Here is a 14,407-nt window from a genome sequence, read left to right as displayed (position 1 = left end):
GGAGCGGAGGACATGCGGGCAACGGCACCGAACCGTGGCATCGAACCCTTATTTTGCAGCTGACGAGGGTCGAAGCAGGATGCCCTCCCTCGATCGCAAACTGGTTCCGACTACTTGCCCGCTGCGCGTGTGGATACGACGAACTGGAGGTACTGATTGCCGTCGCCCTTCGCAACGACCTGATACTTGGTTCCGGCGCTGATCGTAGCCCAGCAGTAGTTCACGTTGGGCAAGCTATTGCTGACGCCACCACTTCCGTTGCAAAGCACCTTTCCGCTTTGATCGAGCACCGAGAAGCTCTGAATTGATCCGGACGAATTCATCGTGGCCAGGATGCGGCCTTGAGACTTGCTGAGTATCGGCCCCGACTTGTAGTTCCCGGACGCATCAAAGGCCGCGATATTGCGACGGTCGCGAAAACGACAAATACGTTGGAGAGACGAAAATAGAATGAATATTCTTTCTTCGAGACGCTTCGCCATGCCCAAGATCAACGACGAGCAAAGAGAAGAGCGCCGCAGCCAGATCCTTGAGGCGGCCTGGAATTGCTTCCACCGGTACGGCATCCACTCGACGACGATGGAGGACATCATCAAGGAGTCGAAGTTGTCGGCCGGTGCGATGTACCGGTATTTCAAAGGCAAGGACGACATCATCTTCGAGGCGATCCGCGGTTCGCTGACCGACCTCGGCGCGGTCCTCGGGCCGGTGGTCGAGAGCGAATCGAGCGCTGGGCCCGCGGAGTTCGTCGGCCAGGTGGTGGAGGCCATCGCGAAGTACAGCAAGCGCAACGACTTTCATTTGTCATCGCTCGCCGTGCATGGCTGGAGCGAGGCGCAGCGCAACGAGGCAGTGCGCGTAATGGTGCGCGACTTCTACCTGCTTTTCCGCGAACGGGTACGTGCACGCGTCACTCACTGGCAGAAGGCCGGCGTGGTGGCGAAGAATGTCTCGCCGGACGAGATGGCGATGACGCTCCAGTCGCTGATACTGGGCTTCGTGGTCCAGTCCGCAGTCACCCGCGATGCCGATCCAAGAAAACAGGCACGTGGCCTGGCCGGACTGATGGACAGCAATCCCTGACCCATGGGCATGAGCGCAGCGACGTTCGTCCCGCGCCAGATGTAAAAAGGAATGTTCATTCTTGACGGATGGGAGATCACCGCCTAGAGTAAAAGGGAATATTCATTCCGCTTCAGGAGGCCTTCATGTCCTACGTACGATTGAAAGTCCACCACCTCAACTGCGCATGCATCCAGCGGCTGACGATTCATGGCCAGCAGCTCGCGTGTCATGTACTCCTAATCGAGACGCCTTCCAGCGGCCTCGTCCTCGTCGATACGGGCCTGGGCACTGCCGACTACGCGAACATGCCTTCGCGGCTCGGGTACATGTTCGCATACGGCTACGCCAATCCGCGGCGCGACCCGAAACTCGCGGCGATCGAGCAGATCAAGGCGATGGGCTATCAACCGTCGGATGTGAAGCACATCGTTCTCACGCACATGGACCTCGACCATGTGGGCGGCCTGTCGGACTTTCCCGCGGCCAAGGTGCATCTGCACGCGACGGAACTGAAGGCTGCGATGGAGCGCAGGACCTTCAAGGCGCGACATCGCTATATGCCTGCGATGTGGGCGCACGGGCCGGACTTCCAGCCGTATGCGGTCGAAGGCGAGCGCTGGCTCGGCTTCGAGGCGGTGCGCGAACTCGCGGGCCTGCCGCCCGAGATCTTGCTGATCCCTCTCTTCGGCCACACGCTTGGGCATTGCGGCGTCGCGGTGCAGGGCGAGGACGGCTGGCTCCTCCATGCGGGTGACGCCTACTTCGATCCGCGCGAAGTGAAAGGGCCGGTGCGCAAGTGCGCGCTCAAGGTCGGCCTTTTCCAGTTCGCGGTCACCACCAATCGCCGGATGCGCTTCTACAACCAGGACCGCCTGCGCAGTCTCACCGCCGACCATCCCGAGGTGAAGCTCTTCAGCGCGCACAACCCCTTCGAGTTTCCGGATGGCCTGCAGCCGGCCGCGCCCTACATCCCGCGCACGGCGCCCGCCGGCAGCTTCGCCTGAAACGTGTCCTGGCACTCGATACGGCGGCTCTGTCGCAGGCGCAGGCCGCGCAGTCCCAGTCCGCTGCTTCAGGCGCTGCTGTGCCTGCTGCTCCTGGCATTGGCATGTTTCGTCCACTCCGAAGCCGACGGATCGCTCCTCGGCATCGAAACACCGCAGTTCCGGCTGGAGAAGGGGCAGTGGATCCTGCTGTTCGGCGTGGTGGCTGCCATTGTGGGCTGGATCATCTCGTCGATGGTGGCGATCCGAAACGGCATTCGCCAGCACACCATCAACATCCTGCTCCAGTCGCGCCTGTCACAGACCTACATGGAGCAGGCGATGATCGTTCACATGCGCTACTTCCATCGCCACGGCATGCGGTACTTGACCGAGGAGGAAATCGAAACCGACAGTCCCGACGCGCGCCTGCCTTCGCTGCGCTACGTGCTGAGCTACCTGGAGTTCATCGCGGTCGGCATCCGCTACGGCGACCTCGACGAGAAGCTCATGCGCCGCACGCTGCGCGACGTGGTCTGCAGCCTCTACGAGGCCAGCGGCGCGCTGATCGCCGGCGGGCCGCGCACGGCCGCGGGCAGGCGCGCGCAGGTGACGTTCAGCTCACTGGAGAACCTCAGCTGGCTCTACGAGCTGTGGTACGACAAGCGGCTGCAGCGGCCGCGGGTGGTCTCGTTTCCGCCGCCGGCGGACACGGCCGCTTCACTGCAGGCTCAACGCGCGCCCGTCACGGGAAGCACTGCGCCGCTCACGTAGGAGGCCCGGTCCGACAGCAGCCAGGCGATGGCCTGCGCGCATTCCTCGGGCTGCCCGATGCGGCGCATCGGCACCAGTTGCAGCAGGTCCGGCATCTTCGCGGCGAGTCCGGCCTTCTCGTGGATCGCGGTCTCGATGATCCCCGGCAGGACCGCGTTCACGCGGATGCCGTCCGGTGCGAGCTCGCGCGCCAGGCCCACGACGTCGACGTCAAGGATCCGCCGCACGGCCGCGGCGTCGAGCTTCTCGACCGTGCCCGCGCGGCCCGAACCTGTCACGAGGACGACGTCTTTCATGCGTGGTGTCTCCATGGTTTCAGACGGCGTCCCACGCGAACACGTCGCGGGCGCGGTCCAGGGGTGTCAGGGAAGGCCGGAAGGCGGGCAGCATCTGTTCGGCCAGCCGCCGTGGCGACCAGCCCGCGTCGCAGTGCATCGTGCGCACCGGCCGCGGCTGGCTGTAGAGGTACACCTCGTTGCCGCGCACGCCGAAGACCTGTCCGCTCACTTCGCACGCAGCGTCGCTCGCGAGGAAAACGGCAAGCGGCGCGACCTGGTCCGCGCGCACGGTGGCCTTCAGCTTTTCGCGGAACCTCGCCTGCTCTTCCGCGGACTGGCCGGGGATCGACTCGATCATTCGGCTGAACGCGGTCGGCGCGATGCAGTTGGAGCGCACATTGAAGCGCGCCATGTCCAGCGAGATCGATCGCGACAAGCCGACGATGCCGAGCTTGGCCGCCGCGTAGTTGGCCTGTCCCAGGTTGCCGATGAGGCCGCTGGTCGAGGTCATGTGCACCAGGGCGCCCGAGCCCTGCGCGCGGAACAGGCTCGCTGCTGCGCGGCTCAGATGGAACGCGCCATACAGGTGCACCTTGACGACCGCGTCAAACTCGTCCACGCCGAGCTGGTGGAAGATTCTGTCGCGCAGGATGCCGGCGTTGTTGATCACCGCGTCGAGCCTCCCGAAGGTGCCTACCGCCGACTGCACCATGCGCTGGGCCGCTTCCCAGTCGGTCACCGAATCGGTGTTCGCGACTGCGCGGCCCCCTGCGGACTCGATGTCCGCGGCCACCTGGGCGGCGCGCGCGGCATCGCGGCCATCGCCGCCCACCGTGCTGCCCAGGTCGTTGACCACCACGCTCGCGCCTTCGCGCGCCGCATGGAGCGCGATGTGGCGGCCGATGCCGCCGCCTGCGCCGGTCACCAGGATCACCTTGTCTGCGAGCAGGCCTGCCGATTCGTTCGATGTCATGGTTTCTCGATGAAGGTTGAAGGATGGCTGCCGTCACAAGGCGGCCGACGTTCCAAGCACCACGGTGGACTGACTCGACAGCACGCCGCCGTTGCCGTGCGCGATGGCCGTTACATGGCGCGGGAGTTGCCGCGCGCCGCACTCGCCGCGAAGCTGCCGCACCGCTTCGATGAGTACGTAGAGGCCGTACATCCCTGGATGCCCATAGGAGAGTCCGCCCCCGTTGGTATTGACCGGCAGCCGGCCTCCCGGCGCGATTGCGCCGTCGGCGACGAAGCGCCCGCCTTCGCCCTTGGGGCAGAACCCGAGGTCTTCGAGGAAGAGCAGGGTGGAGATGGTGAAGGCGTCATAGACCTCGACCACGTCGATGTCGGCAGCGCGCAGGCCCGCCATCCCGTAGGCGAGGCGGCCGGACTCCGCCGCGGCGGTGATCGTGAGGTCGGGCATGCTGCCGATGGTGAGATGCGTGGTCGCTTCGCCCGTGCCGAGGACGAAGACCGGCGGCTTGCGCAGCGCGCGCGCACGTTCGGCTGACGTCACCACGATCGCGCCGCCGCCGTCGGTCACAAGGCAGCAGTCGCGCACCGTGAGCGGCCGGCTGACCGGGCGCGCATCGAGCACTTGCCGGACGGTGAGCGGTTCCTTCTCCCAGGCGGCGGGGTTGCGCAGGGCCCACTCGCGGGCCGCCACAGCGACGGACGCAAGCTGCTCGCGCGTCGTGCCGAAAGCGTGCATGTGCCGCGAAGCGGCGAGCGCATAGGCGCTGGCGGGCAGCAACGGCCGGTAGGGTGCCTCGTAGGGATTGGGGTCCGGCGGCTGCAGATTCGCCCGCCCGATGGTCCTCTGCGTGCTGCCATAGGCGATCACCGCCACCTCGCACAGCCCATGCTCGATGGCCGCCTGCGCGTGTGCGAGCAGCGACATGAACGAGGAACCGCCGATGTTGGTGCCGTCCTGGTAACGCGGCTGCAGGCCGAGGTATTCGCAGATGGCGAGCGTCGGCATGCGCAGTTGCATCGCCGCGCCGAAGACGCCATCCACGTCGGCAAGCCGCAGCCCACATTCATCGAGCGCGCGCATGACGCCCTGGCCCATGAGATCCACCGGATGGGTTCCGGCCGGGGCCTCTCCCATGCCGGTCTCTGCCACGCCCACGATGGCGACCGAGCCGCGACGCAATGCGGGCGTGCTCATCCGGCAACCGGATCGAAGACCGGCAGCACGCCGTCGGATTCGCTCGCGCGCATCCGCACCTGCACCCGCGTGCCGATGCGTACTTCGTTGGCCGGCAGACCTTCGACGCGGCTCATCATGCGGAAGCCTTCATCGAGGTCGATCAGCGCGACGTTGTATTCGCCGCCATCGCGCGTGCCGATCGCGGTCGTCGCATACACGCTGCCCAGGCCGCGGCTGATCCGCCATTCGAGCCCCGAGCGGCCCGCCTCGGCCACGCGCGGATAGAACACCGCGCGTCCGCTGACAGGGTCGTACTGGTAGGCCAGCTCGCCGCGCCCGAGGTGGCGTCGATAGATCGCCAGCGGCGACTCGACCGGTTCGGTCATGCGGTACTCCTTTATTCGATGACGATTTCCGATTGCGCGGCGATCCGGCGGAACTGGGTCATGTCCCTGCGAATGGTCTGTTCCATCGCGGCGGGCGCGCCATAGGCGGGTGCCAGTCCGTAGTCGCGCACGCTCATGCGCACGTCGGGGTCGTCGGCCACGGTGCGCAGCGCCTGCACCAGCTTCGCGACCACTTCGGGCGGAGCGCCGGCCGGCATGGTCAGACCCTGCCACCAGGTGAGCTCATAGCCCGGCAGGCCGCTCTCGGCGACGGTCTTCAGTTGGGGAAAGCGCGGGTCGCGCTGGCGGCCATCGGTCGCGATCAGCTTGAGCTTGCCCGAATCGACGTACTGCTTGACCTCGCCCTGATGACTGCAATCAGCAACGCCTGCCAGCACGTCCTGCAATGCGGGCGCGTTGCCGCGGTAGTGCACGCTCAGCGTCTGCACGCCCGCCATCATGTTGAACAGCTCGTTGGTGAAGTGATTGCCGCTGCCCGGCCCGGCGGTCGCCATCGTGGGCTTGCCGGGGACCTTCTTCGCGTAGGCGATGAAGCCCGCGATGTCGTCGAAGGGGAGGCTCTTGTTGCACACCAGCACCGTCGTGTAGTCGAACAGCAGGCCGAGCTGCGTGAAGTCCTTGAGCGGGTCGTAGTTCATGTTGCGCACGGTTGCGGGCAACAGCGCCTGGGTCACCGCGTTGGCGAACAGCACCGTGTAGCCGTCGGGCTTGCTGTGCGCGACCTCCGCGGCACCGATGCGGCCGCCGCCGCCGCCCTTGTTCTCCACGACCACGGGTTGCCCGAGTTCCTGGCCGAGTCTCTTCGCGACCACGCGGGCGGAGATGTCGGTCATGCCGCCCGCGGCGGCCGGCACGATCATGCGGATAGGCCGCTCCGGCCAGGCCTGCGCGGATGCAGCCCCGGAAAAGGCCGCCACCGCCAGGGCCGTGGCAAGACAGCGCGCGCGCTGCGTGAGGAATGCCCGATGCGTCATGTCTCACTCCGTTGTCGTTCTGCTCCGGCGCGGCACGAAGCCGCGCCGGCCTTCGCGTGGATCAGGCGGCCTCGACCCGGTCCTCGGCGTCGAAGATCAGGTGGATCTTCTCGAAGTCCTTGATCACCTGCGGGCCGAAGCGCTTCTCCATCTCAACGCCGACACGCTTGGGAAAGGCCACCATGTCGGTCATCTGCTCGGCGCCCTGGATCACCACGAACAGGCGGCTTCGGCCCGGCCCGGTGTTGCGGAAGCCGCGCATCACCTTGGTCGGCATCGCCACGATGTCGTAGGGCTTCACCTTCGTCACGTGCTCGTGATGGAAGCCGGTGGTCATCTCCCACTCGCCCTCGATGCACAGGAAGGACTCCTGCGTGTCGGAATGCGAGTGCGGCGGCGGGCCGGCCTCGCCGGGCGTGCACTCGGCGATCGACAGGTAGAGCGACGGCAGTCCATACATCGGTGCCTTGCGGGCGCGGCCCGAATGGCCCACCGGGACGATCAGCGGATAGACCGAACCGGCCGAGAGCATCTCGGTGGCCTGCGGGGGAATGCCGGACGAGGCACTGAGCTCGCGCTTGTACGCCACGAGTTGCTCGCCGCGCGTCACGCGGCCCTCGATCTCGCCGTCTTCGAGCGCGAGGCCTGCTGCGGCGTCGAAGCTCACGCTCAGCGCTGTCAGTGCTTCCGCCGGAAGCCCCGCGACCTGATCGAACACTGCCGGCCATGTGCTGCCGGTCGGCCCGTTGAGGCAAATGACCATTCGGCCCGGCACGCCGCCGGTGTTCTCGATCGCGTGGCGCACGTCGACCGGCACTGAGACCATGTCGAAGCGTTCAAGCGTGATGCTGCGCTCCAGCTTCGGCCCGACACGCACCTTGAGCTTGCCTTCGAGGCAGAGGATGTTCTCGATCGCGTCGGTGTTGCGATAGGCCCGCGTCACCGCACCCGCGGCCAGTTCGCCGAAGCCGGTGCAGGCGCGTTCGGGGCAGCTCAGCGCCGCTTGCGAGAAGCGACCGGCCGAACCTTGCGGGGAGAGCATTGGCACCAGGCGCATGTTCCACAGCGAACTGACCGTCGATGCATGCGCGAGCGCAGGCGCATCGGCGGGCGCGCGATAGTCGGGATAGCGCGAGGTCCAGGTCTGCATGGCTTTCTCGCTCATCGGGACGCGTGTCTTGATGGCCGGCGGATGAAGGACTGCTGACATGAGGCGAATCTCCTGTAGATGTGAAAGAGAAGTGGGAAGGTCGGAAGGCGAATGCATTGCATCATTCGCCCGGTGCGCTGCCCATCCGCGAGCCGCAATGGCGACATGTCCCGGTGTCGATGCCGCACTGCGGGATTGACGGCGCATGGTGATTGCGCGCGGATCGCGCCACAATCGCGCCATGTCGGTGCCACGCCATGTCAACTTGCAACTGCTGTGCTATCTCGATGCGCTGGTGGCGGAGCGGCATGTGACCCGCGCCGCCGACAAGCTCGGCATCGGCCAGCCCGCGATGTCCGCTGCGCTGGCGCGGCTGCGCGAGATCTTCAAGGACCCGCTGCTCGTGAAGACGCGCACCGGCATGGAGCCCACGCCCTATGCCGTGGAGCTTGCCGGCCGCGTACACGAGGCGATCGACCTCATGGATGTGGCTGCACGCGCGAACCGCAGCTTCGATCCGTCGACGGCCACGGAGCACTTTCGCATCGTGTCATCCGACGGCGTGGCGATGCTGTTCCTGCCCGGCCTGATGGTGAAGGCCAGGGCGATCGCGCCGAACATGCGCTTCACCTACAGCACTGGCGACATGCGCCGCGCCGGGGAGTACCTGCGCGACGGCGAGGCCGAACTGGTGATCGCGAACCTGCGCGAGGTGCCGCAGGAACTGCACCAGTCGCCGCTCTATCCGCAGCGCATGCGTTGCATCGCGAGCGCCAGTCATCCGGCGATCCGCGGCAGCCTGAGCGTGGAACAGTTCGTTGCCTTCCCGCATGTGGTGTTCGGTGCACCGCCGGTCACCTTCACCAGCATGGAAGCCATGGTCGAGGCTGCCCTTGCGCGTGCCGGCCTTTCGCGCAAGGTGGCGTTGCGGGTGCCCAGCATCACGCTGTCCCCGCCGATCGTCGCGGCGACCGATCTGCTGGCGGTTGTGCCTGAGCGCGTGGCCCTTGAAAGCGCGGCGGCGCTCTCGCTGCAGGTGCTGCCGGTGCCCTTCGAGCTGGAGCCCGTGGACCTCAGCATGTTCTGGCATGCGCGCTGGCATCGCGATCCGGCGCATGTCTGGCTGCGCAATGCGATGCGCGCGCTGTCGGCCGAGCTCCAGGTCGGCGCCCCCGCCGCACTGCGGCGCGCCTGATGCGCGCCGCGGTCATTCGAAGCTGATGCGCAGCTCCCGGCTGAGACTCTGGTACTTCTCCACTTCAGCCGCGATGAGCTTCTGCAGGTCGGCGGCATCGCCGGGCAGGATGTTGAGGCCGAGTGCCTTCGCCTGCTCCACGTAGGTCGGCGATGCGGCCACTTCTTGCATCGCCGCACGCAGCCTGGCGGTCACGTCGGGCGGCAGTTGCGCGGGCGCGAAGAGCGCCTGCCAGATCGTCATGTCGAAGCCTGGGTAGCCTGACTCCTTGATCGTCGGGACGTCGGGGTACTGGATGTCGCGCGTGGGCCCGCTGGTGGCGATAGCTCTCACGGTGCCGGCCGCGATGTGCGACTTGGCCGCGCCGTCGAACGAACAGTCGACCTGGCCGCCGACGACCGCCTGGAGTGCCGACGCACCGCCGCGGAAGGGCACGTGCAGCATCTTGATGCCGGTCAGCATCGCGAGGTATTCGGCGTTGAAGTGCACGCCAGAGCCGATACCTGCGCTGCCGTAGGTCAGGCCGTCGGGCTTCGTCTTCGCATAGGCGACCAGCTCCTTGAGGTTCTTCGCCGGCACCGAGGGGTTGCAGATCAGCACCGAGCTGTACCAGAACAGTGGAGCGATCGGTGTGAAGCTCTTGATCGGGTCGTAGGTCGGCTTGTTGGTGGAGGCCATCAGCATGCCGTGGGTGACCGAAAGACCGAAGAGCAGGGTGTAGCCGTCGGGCCTGGCGCGTGCGACCGCTTCGGCACCGATGCGGCCTGCTGCGCCGGCGCGGTTGTCGACGATGACGGGCTGCTTCAGCGTCTCGCCGAGCCGCGTTGCGACCAGCCGCGCGGCGAGGTCGGTCACACCACCGGCCGGGAACGGTACGACGAGTGTGATGGGGCGGCTCGGATAGGTCTCGGCGTGCGTGGGCGCGATGGGGGTCATTGCGGCGAAGGCCATGCCGGCGAGCGCAAGAAGATGTCTGGCGAATGTCATGTCGTGTCTCCTGTCTCTTTCTGTTGTCTGACGCCTTTGCCGGTGAACGCTATTCGATTCGCAGCCTCCGCACGGCTTTCGCGTCCCAGTCGATGCCGCTGCCGGGGCGGTCGGGCATCTGCACATGCCCGTCGACCACCTGCAGTGGCTCCTGCAGGATCGCGTCGGCCCAGTCCACGTACTCCAGCCAGTGGCAGCTCGCGCTCGCGGCCAGCAGGTGCGCGCTGATCTCCGGCATGAGGTGCGAGGACATCGGAGTGCCGCTGACCGCGGCCAGTGCGGCCGCATCCATCCATCCGGTCACGCCGCCGATGCGCTCGACGTCGGGCATGCAGTAGTCGCAGGCATTGGCGGCCAGCGCGAGCGCCATGGCCTGCGGACCGACGAAGTTCTCGCCGATCTGGATCGGCGTGGCGACGCTGGCGGCCAGTGCGGCGCAGCCCGGATAGTCGTCATGCCGGATGGGTTCCTCGATCCAGTAGAGGCCCTCGTCGTCCAGCGCCCTGCACCGCTGCAGGGCCTCGGCGCGGCCGAGTGCCTGGTTGTAGTCGGCCATCAGCACCACGTCCGCCGGCAGTACACGCCGCACCGTGCGCACCGCGCGGAGGTCCGCCTCGAGATCGGCGCGGCCGAGTCGGATCTTCACCGCCTTGAAGCCGCCTTCGAGCAGTTCGAGCGCCTCGGCCGCGAGCGTCTCGGGCGCGCTCATGCCGAGTCCGCAGCTGTTGTAGGCGCGGATTGGCCGGCGCCTGCCGCCGAGCAGTTCCACGAGCGGCGAGCCGGTGGCGCGTGCCATCGCATCCCAGCAAGCCATGTCGAAGCCCGCGAGCGCGGTGTTCACCACGCCGGTGGCGCCGACCAGTCGGAAGTGCCGCTTGAGCTGCGCGGCGAGATGGCGCGGCGCGAGGCGTTCCCCCGTCACGGCCTCGGCGATCTCGTCGCAGGCCGCCTTTACCGCGACTGCGAGCCGCTGCAGGTAACAAAAGACGTAGGCATGGCCGGTCACGCCTTCCTGCGTCTGCACGTCGATCAGCAGCATGGGGGCGGAGACGATGGTCTGCACGCTGGTCACCAGCGGTCGCTTCATCGGCACGTTGACGGGCGTGACGGTCACGCCGCGCAGGGTGAGGAGCTTGTTGTCCATCGCGCTGGCCCTCGGCTCAGCCCGCGTTCCCGCGCAGGATGTCGGTGACGGCCTGTGCGTTGGTCAGCGCCGGGAAGTGGCCGCCGCGCGGCAGCAGGTAGTGCTTGGACTTTGCATAGCGATCGCGCACCTGCTGGCGCACCGCGGGCGGGATGATCGGGTCGTCCTCGCAATCGATGACGATGATCTTCTCGGCCGGCAGGTCCAGCGCCGGCACCGGCCGCGCGGTCGCGAGGCCGACGATGCGCGCCTTGAGGTTCTCCGCGTCCTGCTTGGTTGTCAGTGCCAGCAGCGTCGCCTTGGCGATACCTTCGGGCCATTGCTGCACCATCGCGAGCCGCTGCTGCTTAAGCGCCTCGGCCGGGGTCGCGATCAGCTCGGCTGCCGGCTTGCCGCGCTGCTGCAGCACGGTGGCGTCGACGAAGCTGGTGGCTACGTAGAGCTTCTCGACGCGCTGCGGATGGCGCGCCGCGAAGAACTGCGCCCAGTAGCCGCCGAACGAACCGCCGAAGAGATGGACCTTGTCGATCCCGAGGCGGTCCAGCACGCCGGCGAGTCCGTCGGCAAGCTGTTCGGGCTCCGCGAGGCCCGGATACCACAGCGAGATCACGCGGTACTGCGAGGCGAGCTGCCGGAGCTGTTCCGCATGGATCTCCGCGGTGCCTTGCGCGCCCGGCAGCATCACCAGCACGCGGTCGCCGCTGCCGGCTTCCATGTAGCGCCAGGCGGCGCCTTCGTGCTCGATCACCTTCTCTGGATGCTGTCTGAGCAGTTCGGTGAAGTCGACCGTGACCGGCTGCACCGGGCGCGGCGCGTCGATGCCCGCATCGAATCGCAGGCCGATGGTGCGCAGCTTCTCGATGATCTCGGCGCCGAACTCGCGCTGGACATCGCGTTCGACATCGGGCGTGAAGGCCGAGGGATCGGACTGGTCGCCCGTGGTCTGGATCAGCGCCAGCAGCCGGCCGGTCTTGTCCGACACGTTTCTGAACGTGCGGCACACGCCGGCCGGCACCGAGAGGAAATCGCAGGGTTTCAGCAAGATCGAGTCCTCGCCCTTGTCGCCCCAGGACACTTCGAACTCGCCCTCGACGACGAAGAAGTTCTCGGTGGTCTGCTCATGGCAATGCAGGGCCGGACCATCGCCGGGCGGGCATTCGGCGAGCGCTGCGATGAGGCCTTCCTCGCCACGCAGCGGCGCGCCGGCGCTGCGGCCCTTGTAGGCCTTGGGCACGAGGATCGGGAACACCTTGTGCGCCGCGAGCTTCTCCATCACTGCGGGCGGCAGTCCGGCGGCGCTTTCGAGCTGCTTCTGATAGGGCTGCAATGCCGCGAACTGCACATGGCGCTGGCGCATCGTTTCGGGGGTGACTTTGATCGTCTTCAAGCGTGTCTCCAGTGGGTGAATGTCGAATCTCCATGCTAGGAAGCGCACCCGCGGTGGAAAAGCTGAATATGCGATCGGTTCCAGCGGTCGAAATCCCGATTCCGGAATTCGGAATTTCGGGCAATGCACTTCCTGTCGAGCCCATGAAGAAAGCCCCAGGTGCGGAACGCCGCGCCTGGAGCTTCATGGAAGGCGATCGGATTCGTGGCGCCTGCTTCAGCGAACGCCCTCGGCCGTCGTCTGCGCCTGCTGGCGCAACGCGGAGAGCGTCGTGGTCGGTGTGATCGCTTCCGGATCCATCAGGCAATGCAGCAGCGCGGGGCGACCGCTGTCGATCGCGCGATCGAAGGCCGCACGGAATTCGTCTGCCGTCTCGACGCACTCGCCATGGCCGCCATAGGCACGCGCCAGCGCTGCGAAGTCCGGGTTGACCAGCGCGGTCGCGAAAGGGCGGCCCGGATAGCTGCGCTCCTGGTGCATGCGGATGGTGCCGTACATGCCGTTGTCGATCACCACCACGACGATCGCGATGCCGTGCTGCACTGCGGTCGCGAATTCCTGTCCGTTCATCATGAAGCAGCCGTCGCCCGCGAGCGCCACTACGATCCGCTCCGGATGCTGACGCTTCGCCATGATCGCGGCCGGCACCCCGTAGCCCATCGAACCCGAGGTCGGCGCGAGCTGCGTGCCGAATGCGCGAAACGGAAAGAAGCGGTGCAGCCAGATCGCATAGTTGCCCGCGCCATTGCAGACGATCGCGTCGGCCGGCAGGCGGCCGCGCAGCCATTGCAGCGCCTCGCCGTACTGGAAGCGGCCGGGGTTCGCGGGCGGTTTCGCGGTCCATGCGAGGAAGTCCTCGCGCGCCGACATCGCGTGATGCGCCCATCGCGGCCTTTCAGGCGCATCGAGCCGGAGCGCGGCAGCGGTCCAGGTTGCAGGCGTGGCGTTGAGCGCGACCCGCGGCTGGTAGACGCGGCCGAGCTCCTGGGGGTCCGGATGCACATGTACGAGCGCCTGCCGGGGTGTCGGCAGGTCGAGAAGCGTATAGCCGTCCGATGGCACTTCCGAGAGGCGTCCGCCGACCAACAGCAGGACGTCGGCCCGCTGCACGCGTTCGCGCAGCCGCGGGTTCATGCCGAAGCCGAGCTCGCCCGCGTACAGCGGATGAGTCGACGAGAACAGCGATGCGCGCCGGAAGGACGTAACCGCCGGCAGTTGCCAGCGCTGCGCGAAGCGTTCGAGCGCGGCCACCGAGCCCGCGTCCCAGCGCGATCCGCCGGCGATGAGCAGCGGAGCTTCGGCGTGCGCCAGCAGCGCGTGAAATTCCTGCACGGCGACCGGGTCGGGTGCGGGCTCGGCGGGCATCACGCGCGCAGCATCGTCGACCTCGGCAGTGGAGAGCAGCATGTCCTCGGGCAATGCGATCACGACCGGGCCGGGACGGCCCTGCATCGCGACGCGGAAGGCGCGCGCCACCAGCTCTGGAATGCGCTTTGTGTCGTCGATCTCGCACACCCATTTCGCGATCCCGCCGAAGCTCGCGCGATAGTCCAGCTCCTGGAAGGCGTCGCGGCCACGGAAGCCCGTCTCGACCTGACCGACGAAGAGGATCATCGGCGTCGAATCCTGCGTTGCGACATGCAGGCCGTGGCAGGCATTGGTCGCGCCCGGCCCGCGCGTGACCAGGCAGATGCCCGGCCGGCCGGTGAGCTTGCCGTATGCCTCGGCCATGAGCGCGGCGCCGCCTTCGTTGCGGCAGACCAGCGTGTCGATGCCGCTGTCGCGCAGCGCGTCGATCACCGGCAGATAGCTCTCGCCGGGCACGCAGCTCACTCGCTCCACGCCCTGGCGCAGCAGTTGATCGACCAGCAGGCGACCGCCGTCGCGCGGCTTCGTGTGATCCATGCGGTGCAT

At 67.1% G+C, this 14,407-nt stretch carries 15 protein-coding genes; 4 read left to right on the top strand and 11 right to left on the bottom strand.

Annotated features, from left to right (window positions below; all coding sequences use genetic code 11):
• Positions 1 to 110: 110 nt before the first annotated feature.
• Positions 111 to 482: a hypothetical protein gene (locus tag FHW64_RS15680; RefSeq protein WP_184527738.1), complete on the bottom strand. Its 372-nt coding sequence runs from the start codon at positions 480 to 482 to the stop codon at positions 111 to 113.
• Here FHW64_RS15680 and FHW64_RS15675 point away from each other — a divergent pair.
• The 3 genes from FHW64_RS15675 (at position 481) to FHW64_RS15665 (ending at position 2,822) form a co-directional block, all read left to right on the top strand.
• Positions 481 to 1,083 carry a TetR/AcrR family transcriptional regulator gene (locus FHW64_RS15675; RefSeq protein WP_184527735.1) on the top strand — a complete coding sequence of 201 codons (603 nt, stop codon included), beginning with the start codon at positions 481 to 483 and terminating at the stop codon, positions 1,081 to 1,083. The genes FHW64_RS15680 and FHW64_RS15675 overlap by 2 nt on opposite strands.
• A 125-nt stretch (positions 1,084 to 1,208) precedes the next feature.
• Positions 1,209 to 2,069, top strand: coding sequence for an MBL fold metallo-hydrolase (locus FHW64_RS15670; RefSeq protein ID WP_184527733.1), 861 nt, complete (start codon positions 1,209 to 1,211; stop codon positions 2,067 to 2,069).
• A gap of 3 nt (positions 2,070 to 2,072) precedes the next feature.
• Positions 2,073 to 2,822, top strand: coding sequence for a DUF4760 domain-containing protein (locus tag FHW64_RS15665; protein ID WP_184527731.1), 750 nt, complete (start codon positions 2,073 to 2,075; stop codon positions 2,820 to 2,822).
• On the opposite strand, the gene FHW64_RS15660 is transcribed toward FHW64_RS15665, so the two are convergent.
• From FHW64_RS15660 to FHW64_RS15635, 6 genes are all read right to left on the bottom strand, one after another.
• Positions 2,780 to 3,118, bottom strand: coding sequence for an SDR family oxidoreductase (locus FHW64_RS15660; RefSeq protein WP_184527729.1), 339 nt, complete (start codon positions 3,116 to 3,118; stop codon positions 2,780 to 2,782). The genes FHW64_RS15665 and FHW64_RS15660 overlap by 43 nt on opposite strands.
• Positions 3,119 to 3,137: 19 nt before the next feature.
• The gene (locus FHW64_RS15655; protein ID WP_184527949.1) at positions 3,138 to 4,049 is read right to left on the bottom strand and encodes an SDR family oxidoreductase; all 912 of its coding nucleotides are present in this window, start codon (positions 4,047 to 4,049) and stop codon (positions 3,138 to 3,140) included.
• A 57-nt stretch (positions 4,050 to 4,106) separates the two neighbouring features.
• Entirely contained in the window at positions 4,107 to 5,267 is a 1,161-nt protein-coding gene (locus tag FHW64_RS15650) for an acetyl-CoA acetyltransferase (RefSeq protein ID WP_184527727.1), read from the bottom strand.
• The gene (locus tag FHW64_RS15645; protein WP_184527725.1) at positions 5,264 to 5,635 is read right to left on the bottom strand and encodes a Zn-ribbon domain-containing OB-fold protein; all 372 of its coding nucleotides are present in this window, start codon (positions 5,633 to 5,635) and stop codon (positions 5,264 to 5,266) included. The genes FHW64_RS15650 and FHW64_RS15645 overlap by 4 nt, the downstream gene beginning before the upstream one ends.
• An 11-nt stretch (positions 5,636 to 5,646) precedes the next feature.
• Positions 5,647 to 6,630, bottom strand: a complete 984-nt coding sequence (locus FHW64_RS15640) for a tripartite tricarboxylate transporter substrate binding protein (protein WP_184527723.1) — start codon at positions 6,628 to 6,630, stop codon at positions 5,647 to 5,649.
• A gap of 61 nt (positions 6,631 to 6,691) precedes the next feature.
• Entirely contained in the window at positions 6,692 to 7,840 is a 1,149-nt protein-coding gene (locus FHW64_RS15635; protein ID WP_184527721.1) for a cupin domain-containing protein, read from the bottom strand.
• A 181-nt stretch (positions 7,841 to 8,021) separates the two neighbouring features.
• Here FHW64_RS15635 and FHW64_RS15630 point away from each other — a divergent pair, with 181 nt between their 5' ends.
• Positions 8,022 to 8,975, top strand: coding sequence for a LysR family transcriptional regulator (locus tag FHW64_RS15630; protein ID WP_184527719.1), 954 nt, complete (start codon positions 8,022 to 8,024; stop codon positions 8,973 to 8,975).
• 12 nt (positions 8,976 to 8,987) lie between these two features.
• Here FHW64_RS15630 and FHW64_RS15625 read toward each other — a convergent pair whose 3' ends face one another.
• From FHW64_RS15625 to FHW64_RS15610, 4 genes are all read right to left on the bottom strand, one after another.
• A complete protein-coding gene (locus tag FHW64_RS15625) occupies positions 8,988 to 9,962 on the bottom strand; it encodes a tripartite tricarboxylate transporter substrate binding protein (protein ID WP_184527717.1) in 975 nt (324 codons plus the stop codon).
• Between the two features lie 49 nt (positions 9,963 to 10,011).
• Positions 10,012 to 11,106 carry an enolase C-terminal domain-like protein gene (locus tag FHW64_RS15620; RefSeq protein ID WP_184527715.1) on the bottom strand — a complete coding sequence of 365 codons (1,095 nt, stop codon included), beginning with the start codon at positions 11,104 to 11,106 and terminating at the stop codon, positions 10,012 to 10,014.
• A 16-nt stretch (positions 11,107 to 11,122) separates the two neighbouring features.
• Positions 11,123 to 12,493, bottom strand: coding sequence for an alpha/beta fold hydrolase (locus FHW64_RS15615; protein WP_184527713.1), 1,371 nt, complete (start codon positions 12,491 to 12,493; stop codon positions 11,123 to 11,125).
• A gap of 216 nt (positions 12,494 to 12,709) precedes the next feature.
• The gene (locus FHW64_RS15610; RefSeq protein WP_184527711.1) at positions 12,710 to 14,398 is read right to left on the bottom strand and encodes a thiamine pyrophosphate-binding protein; all 1,689 of its coding nucleotides are present in this window, start codon (positions 14,396 to 14,398) and stop codon (positions 12,710 to 12,712) included.
• Positions 14,399 to 14,407 lie beyond the last annotated feature (9 nt).

The organism is Variovorax sp. Sphag1AA, from assembly GCF_014192575.1.
Classification (GTDB): Bacteria; Pseudomonadota; Gammaproteobacteria; order Burkholderiales; family Burkholderiaceae_C; genus Variovorax.
The sequence above is the reverse complement of the archived record's forward strand: the minus strand, read 5'-3'. Positions and strand labels throughout refer to the sequence as shown.

Coding starts and splice junctions, on each gene's coding strand:
- FHW64_RS15675 (WP_184527735.1), top strand. CDS start 481: ATGCCCAAGATCAACGACGAGCAAAGAGAAGAGCGCCGCAGCCAGATC.
- FHW64_RS15625 (WP_184527717.1), bottom strand. CDS start 9,962: ATGACATTCGCCAGACATCTTCTTGCGCTCGCCGGCATGGCCTTCGCC.
- FHW64_RS15645 (WP_184527725.1), bottom strand. CDS start 5,635: ATGACCGAACCGGTCGAGTCGCCGCTGGCGATCTATCGACGCCACCTC.
- FHW64_RS15640 (WP_184527723.1), bottom strand. CDS start 6,630: ATGACGCATCGGGCATTCCTCACGCAGCGCGCGCGCTGTCTTGCCACG.
- FHW64_RS15630 (WP_184527719.1), top strand. CDS start 8,022: ATGTCGGTGCCACGCCATGTCAACTTGCAACTGCTGTGCTATCTCGAT.
- FHW64_RS15680 (WP_184527738.1), bottom strand. CDS start 482: ATGGCGAAGCGTCTCGAAGAAAGAATATTCATTCTATTTTCGTCTCTC.
- FHW64_RS15620 (WP_184527715.1), bottom strand. CDS start 11,106: ATGGACAACAAGCTCCTCACCCTGCGCGGCGTGACCGTCACGCCCGTC.
- FHW64_RS15650 (WP_184527727.1), bottom strand. CDS start 5,267: ATGAGCACGCCCGCATTGCGTCGCGGCTCGGTCGCCATCGTGGGCGTG.
- FHW64_RS15635 (WP_184527721.1), bottom strand. CDS start 7,840: ATGTCAGCAGTCCTTCATCCGCCGGCCATCAAGACACGCGTCCCGATG.
- FHW64_RS15610 (WP_184527711.1), bottom strand. CDS start 14,398: ATGGATCACACGAAGCCGCGCGACGGCGGTCGCCTGCTGGTCGATCAA.
- FHW64_RS15670 (WP_184527733.1), top strand. CDS start 1,209: ATGTCCTACGTACGATTGAAAGTCCACCACCTCAACTGCGCATGCATC.
- FHW64_RS15660 (WP_184527729.1), bottom strand. CDS start 3,118: ATGAAAGACGTCGTCCTCGTGACAGGTTCGGGCCGCGCGGGCACGGTC.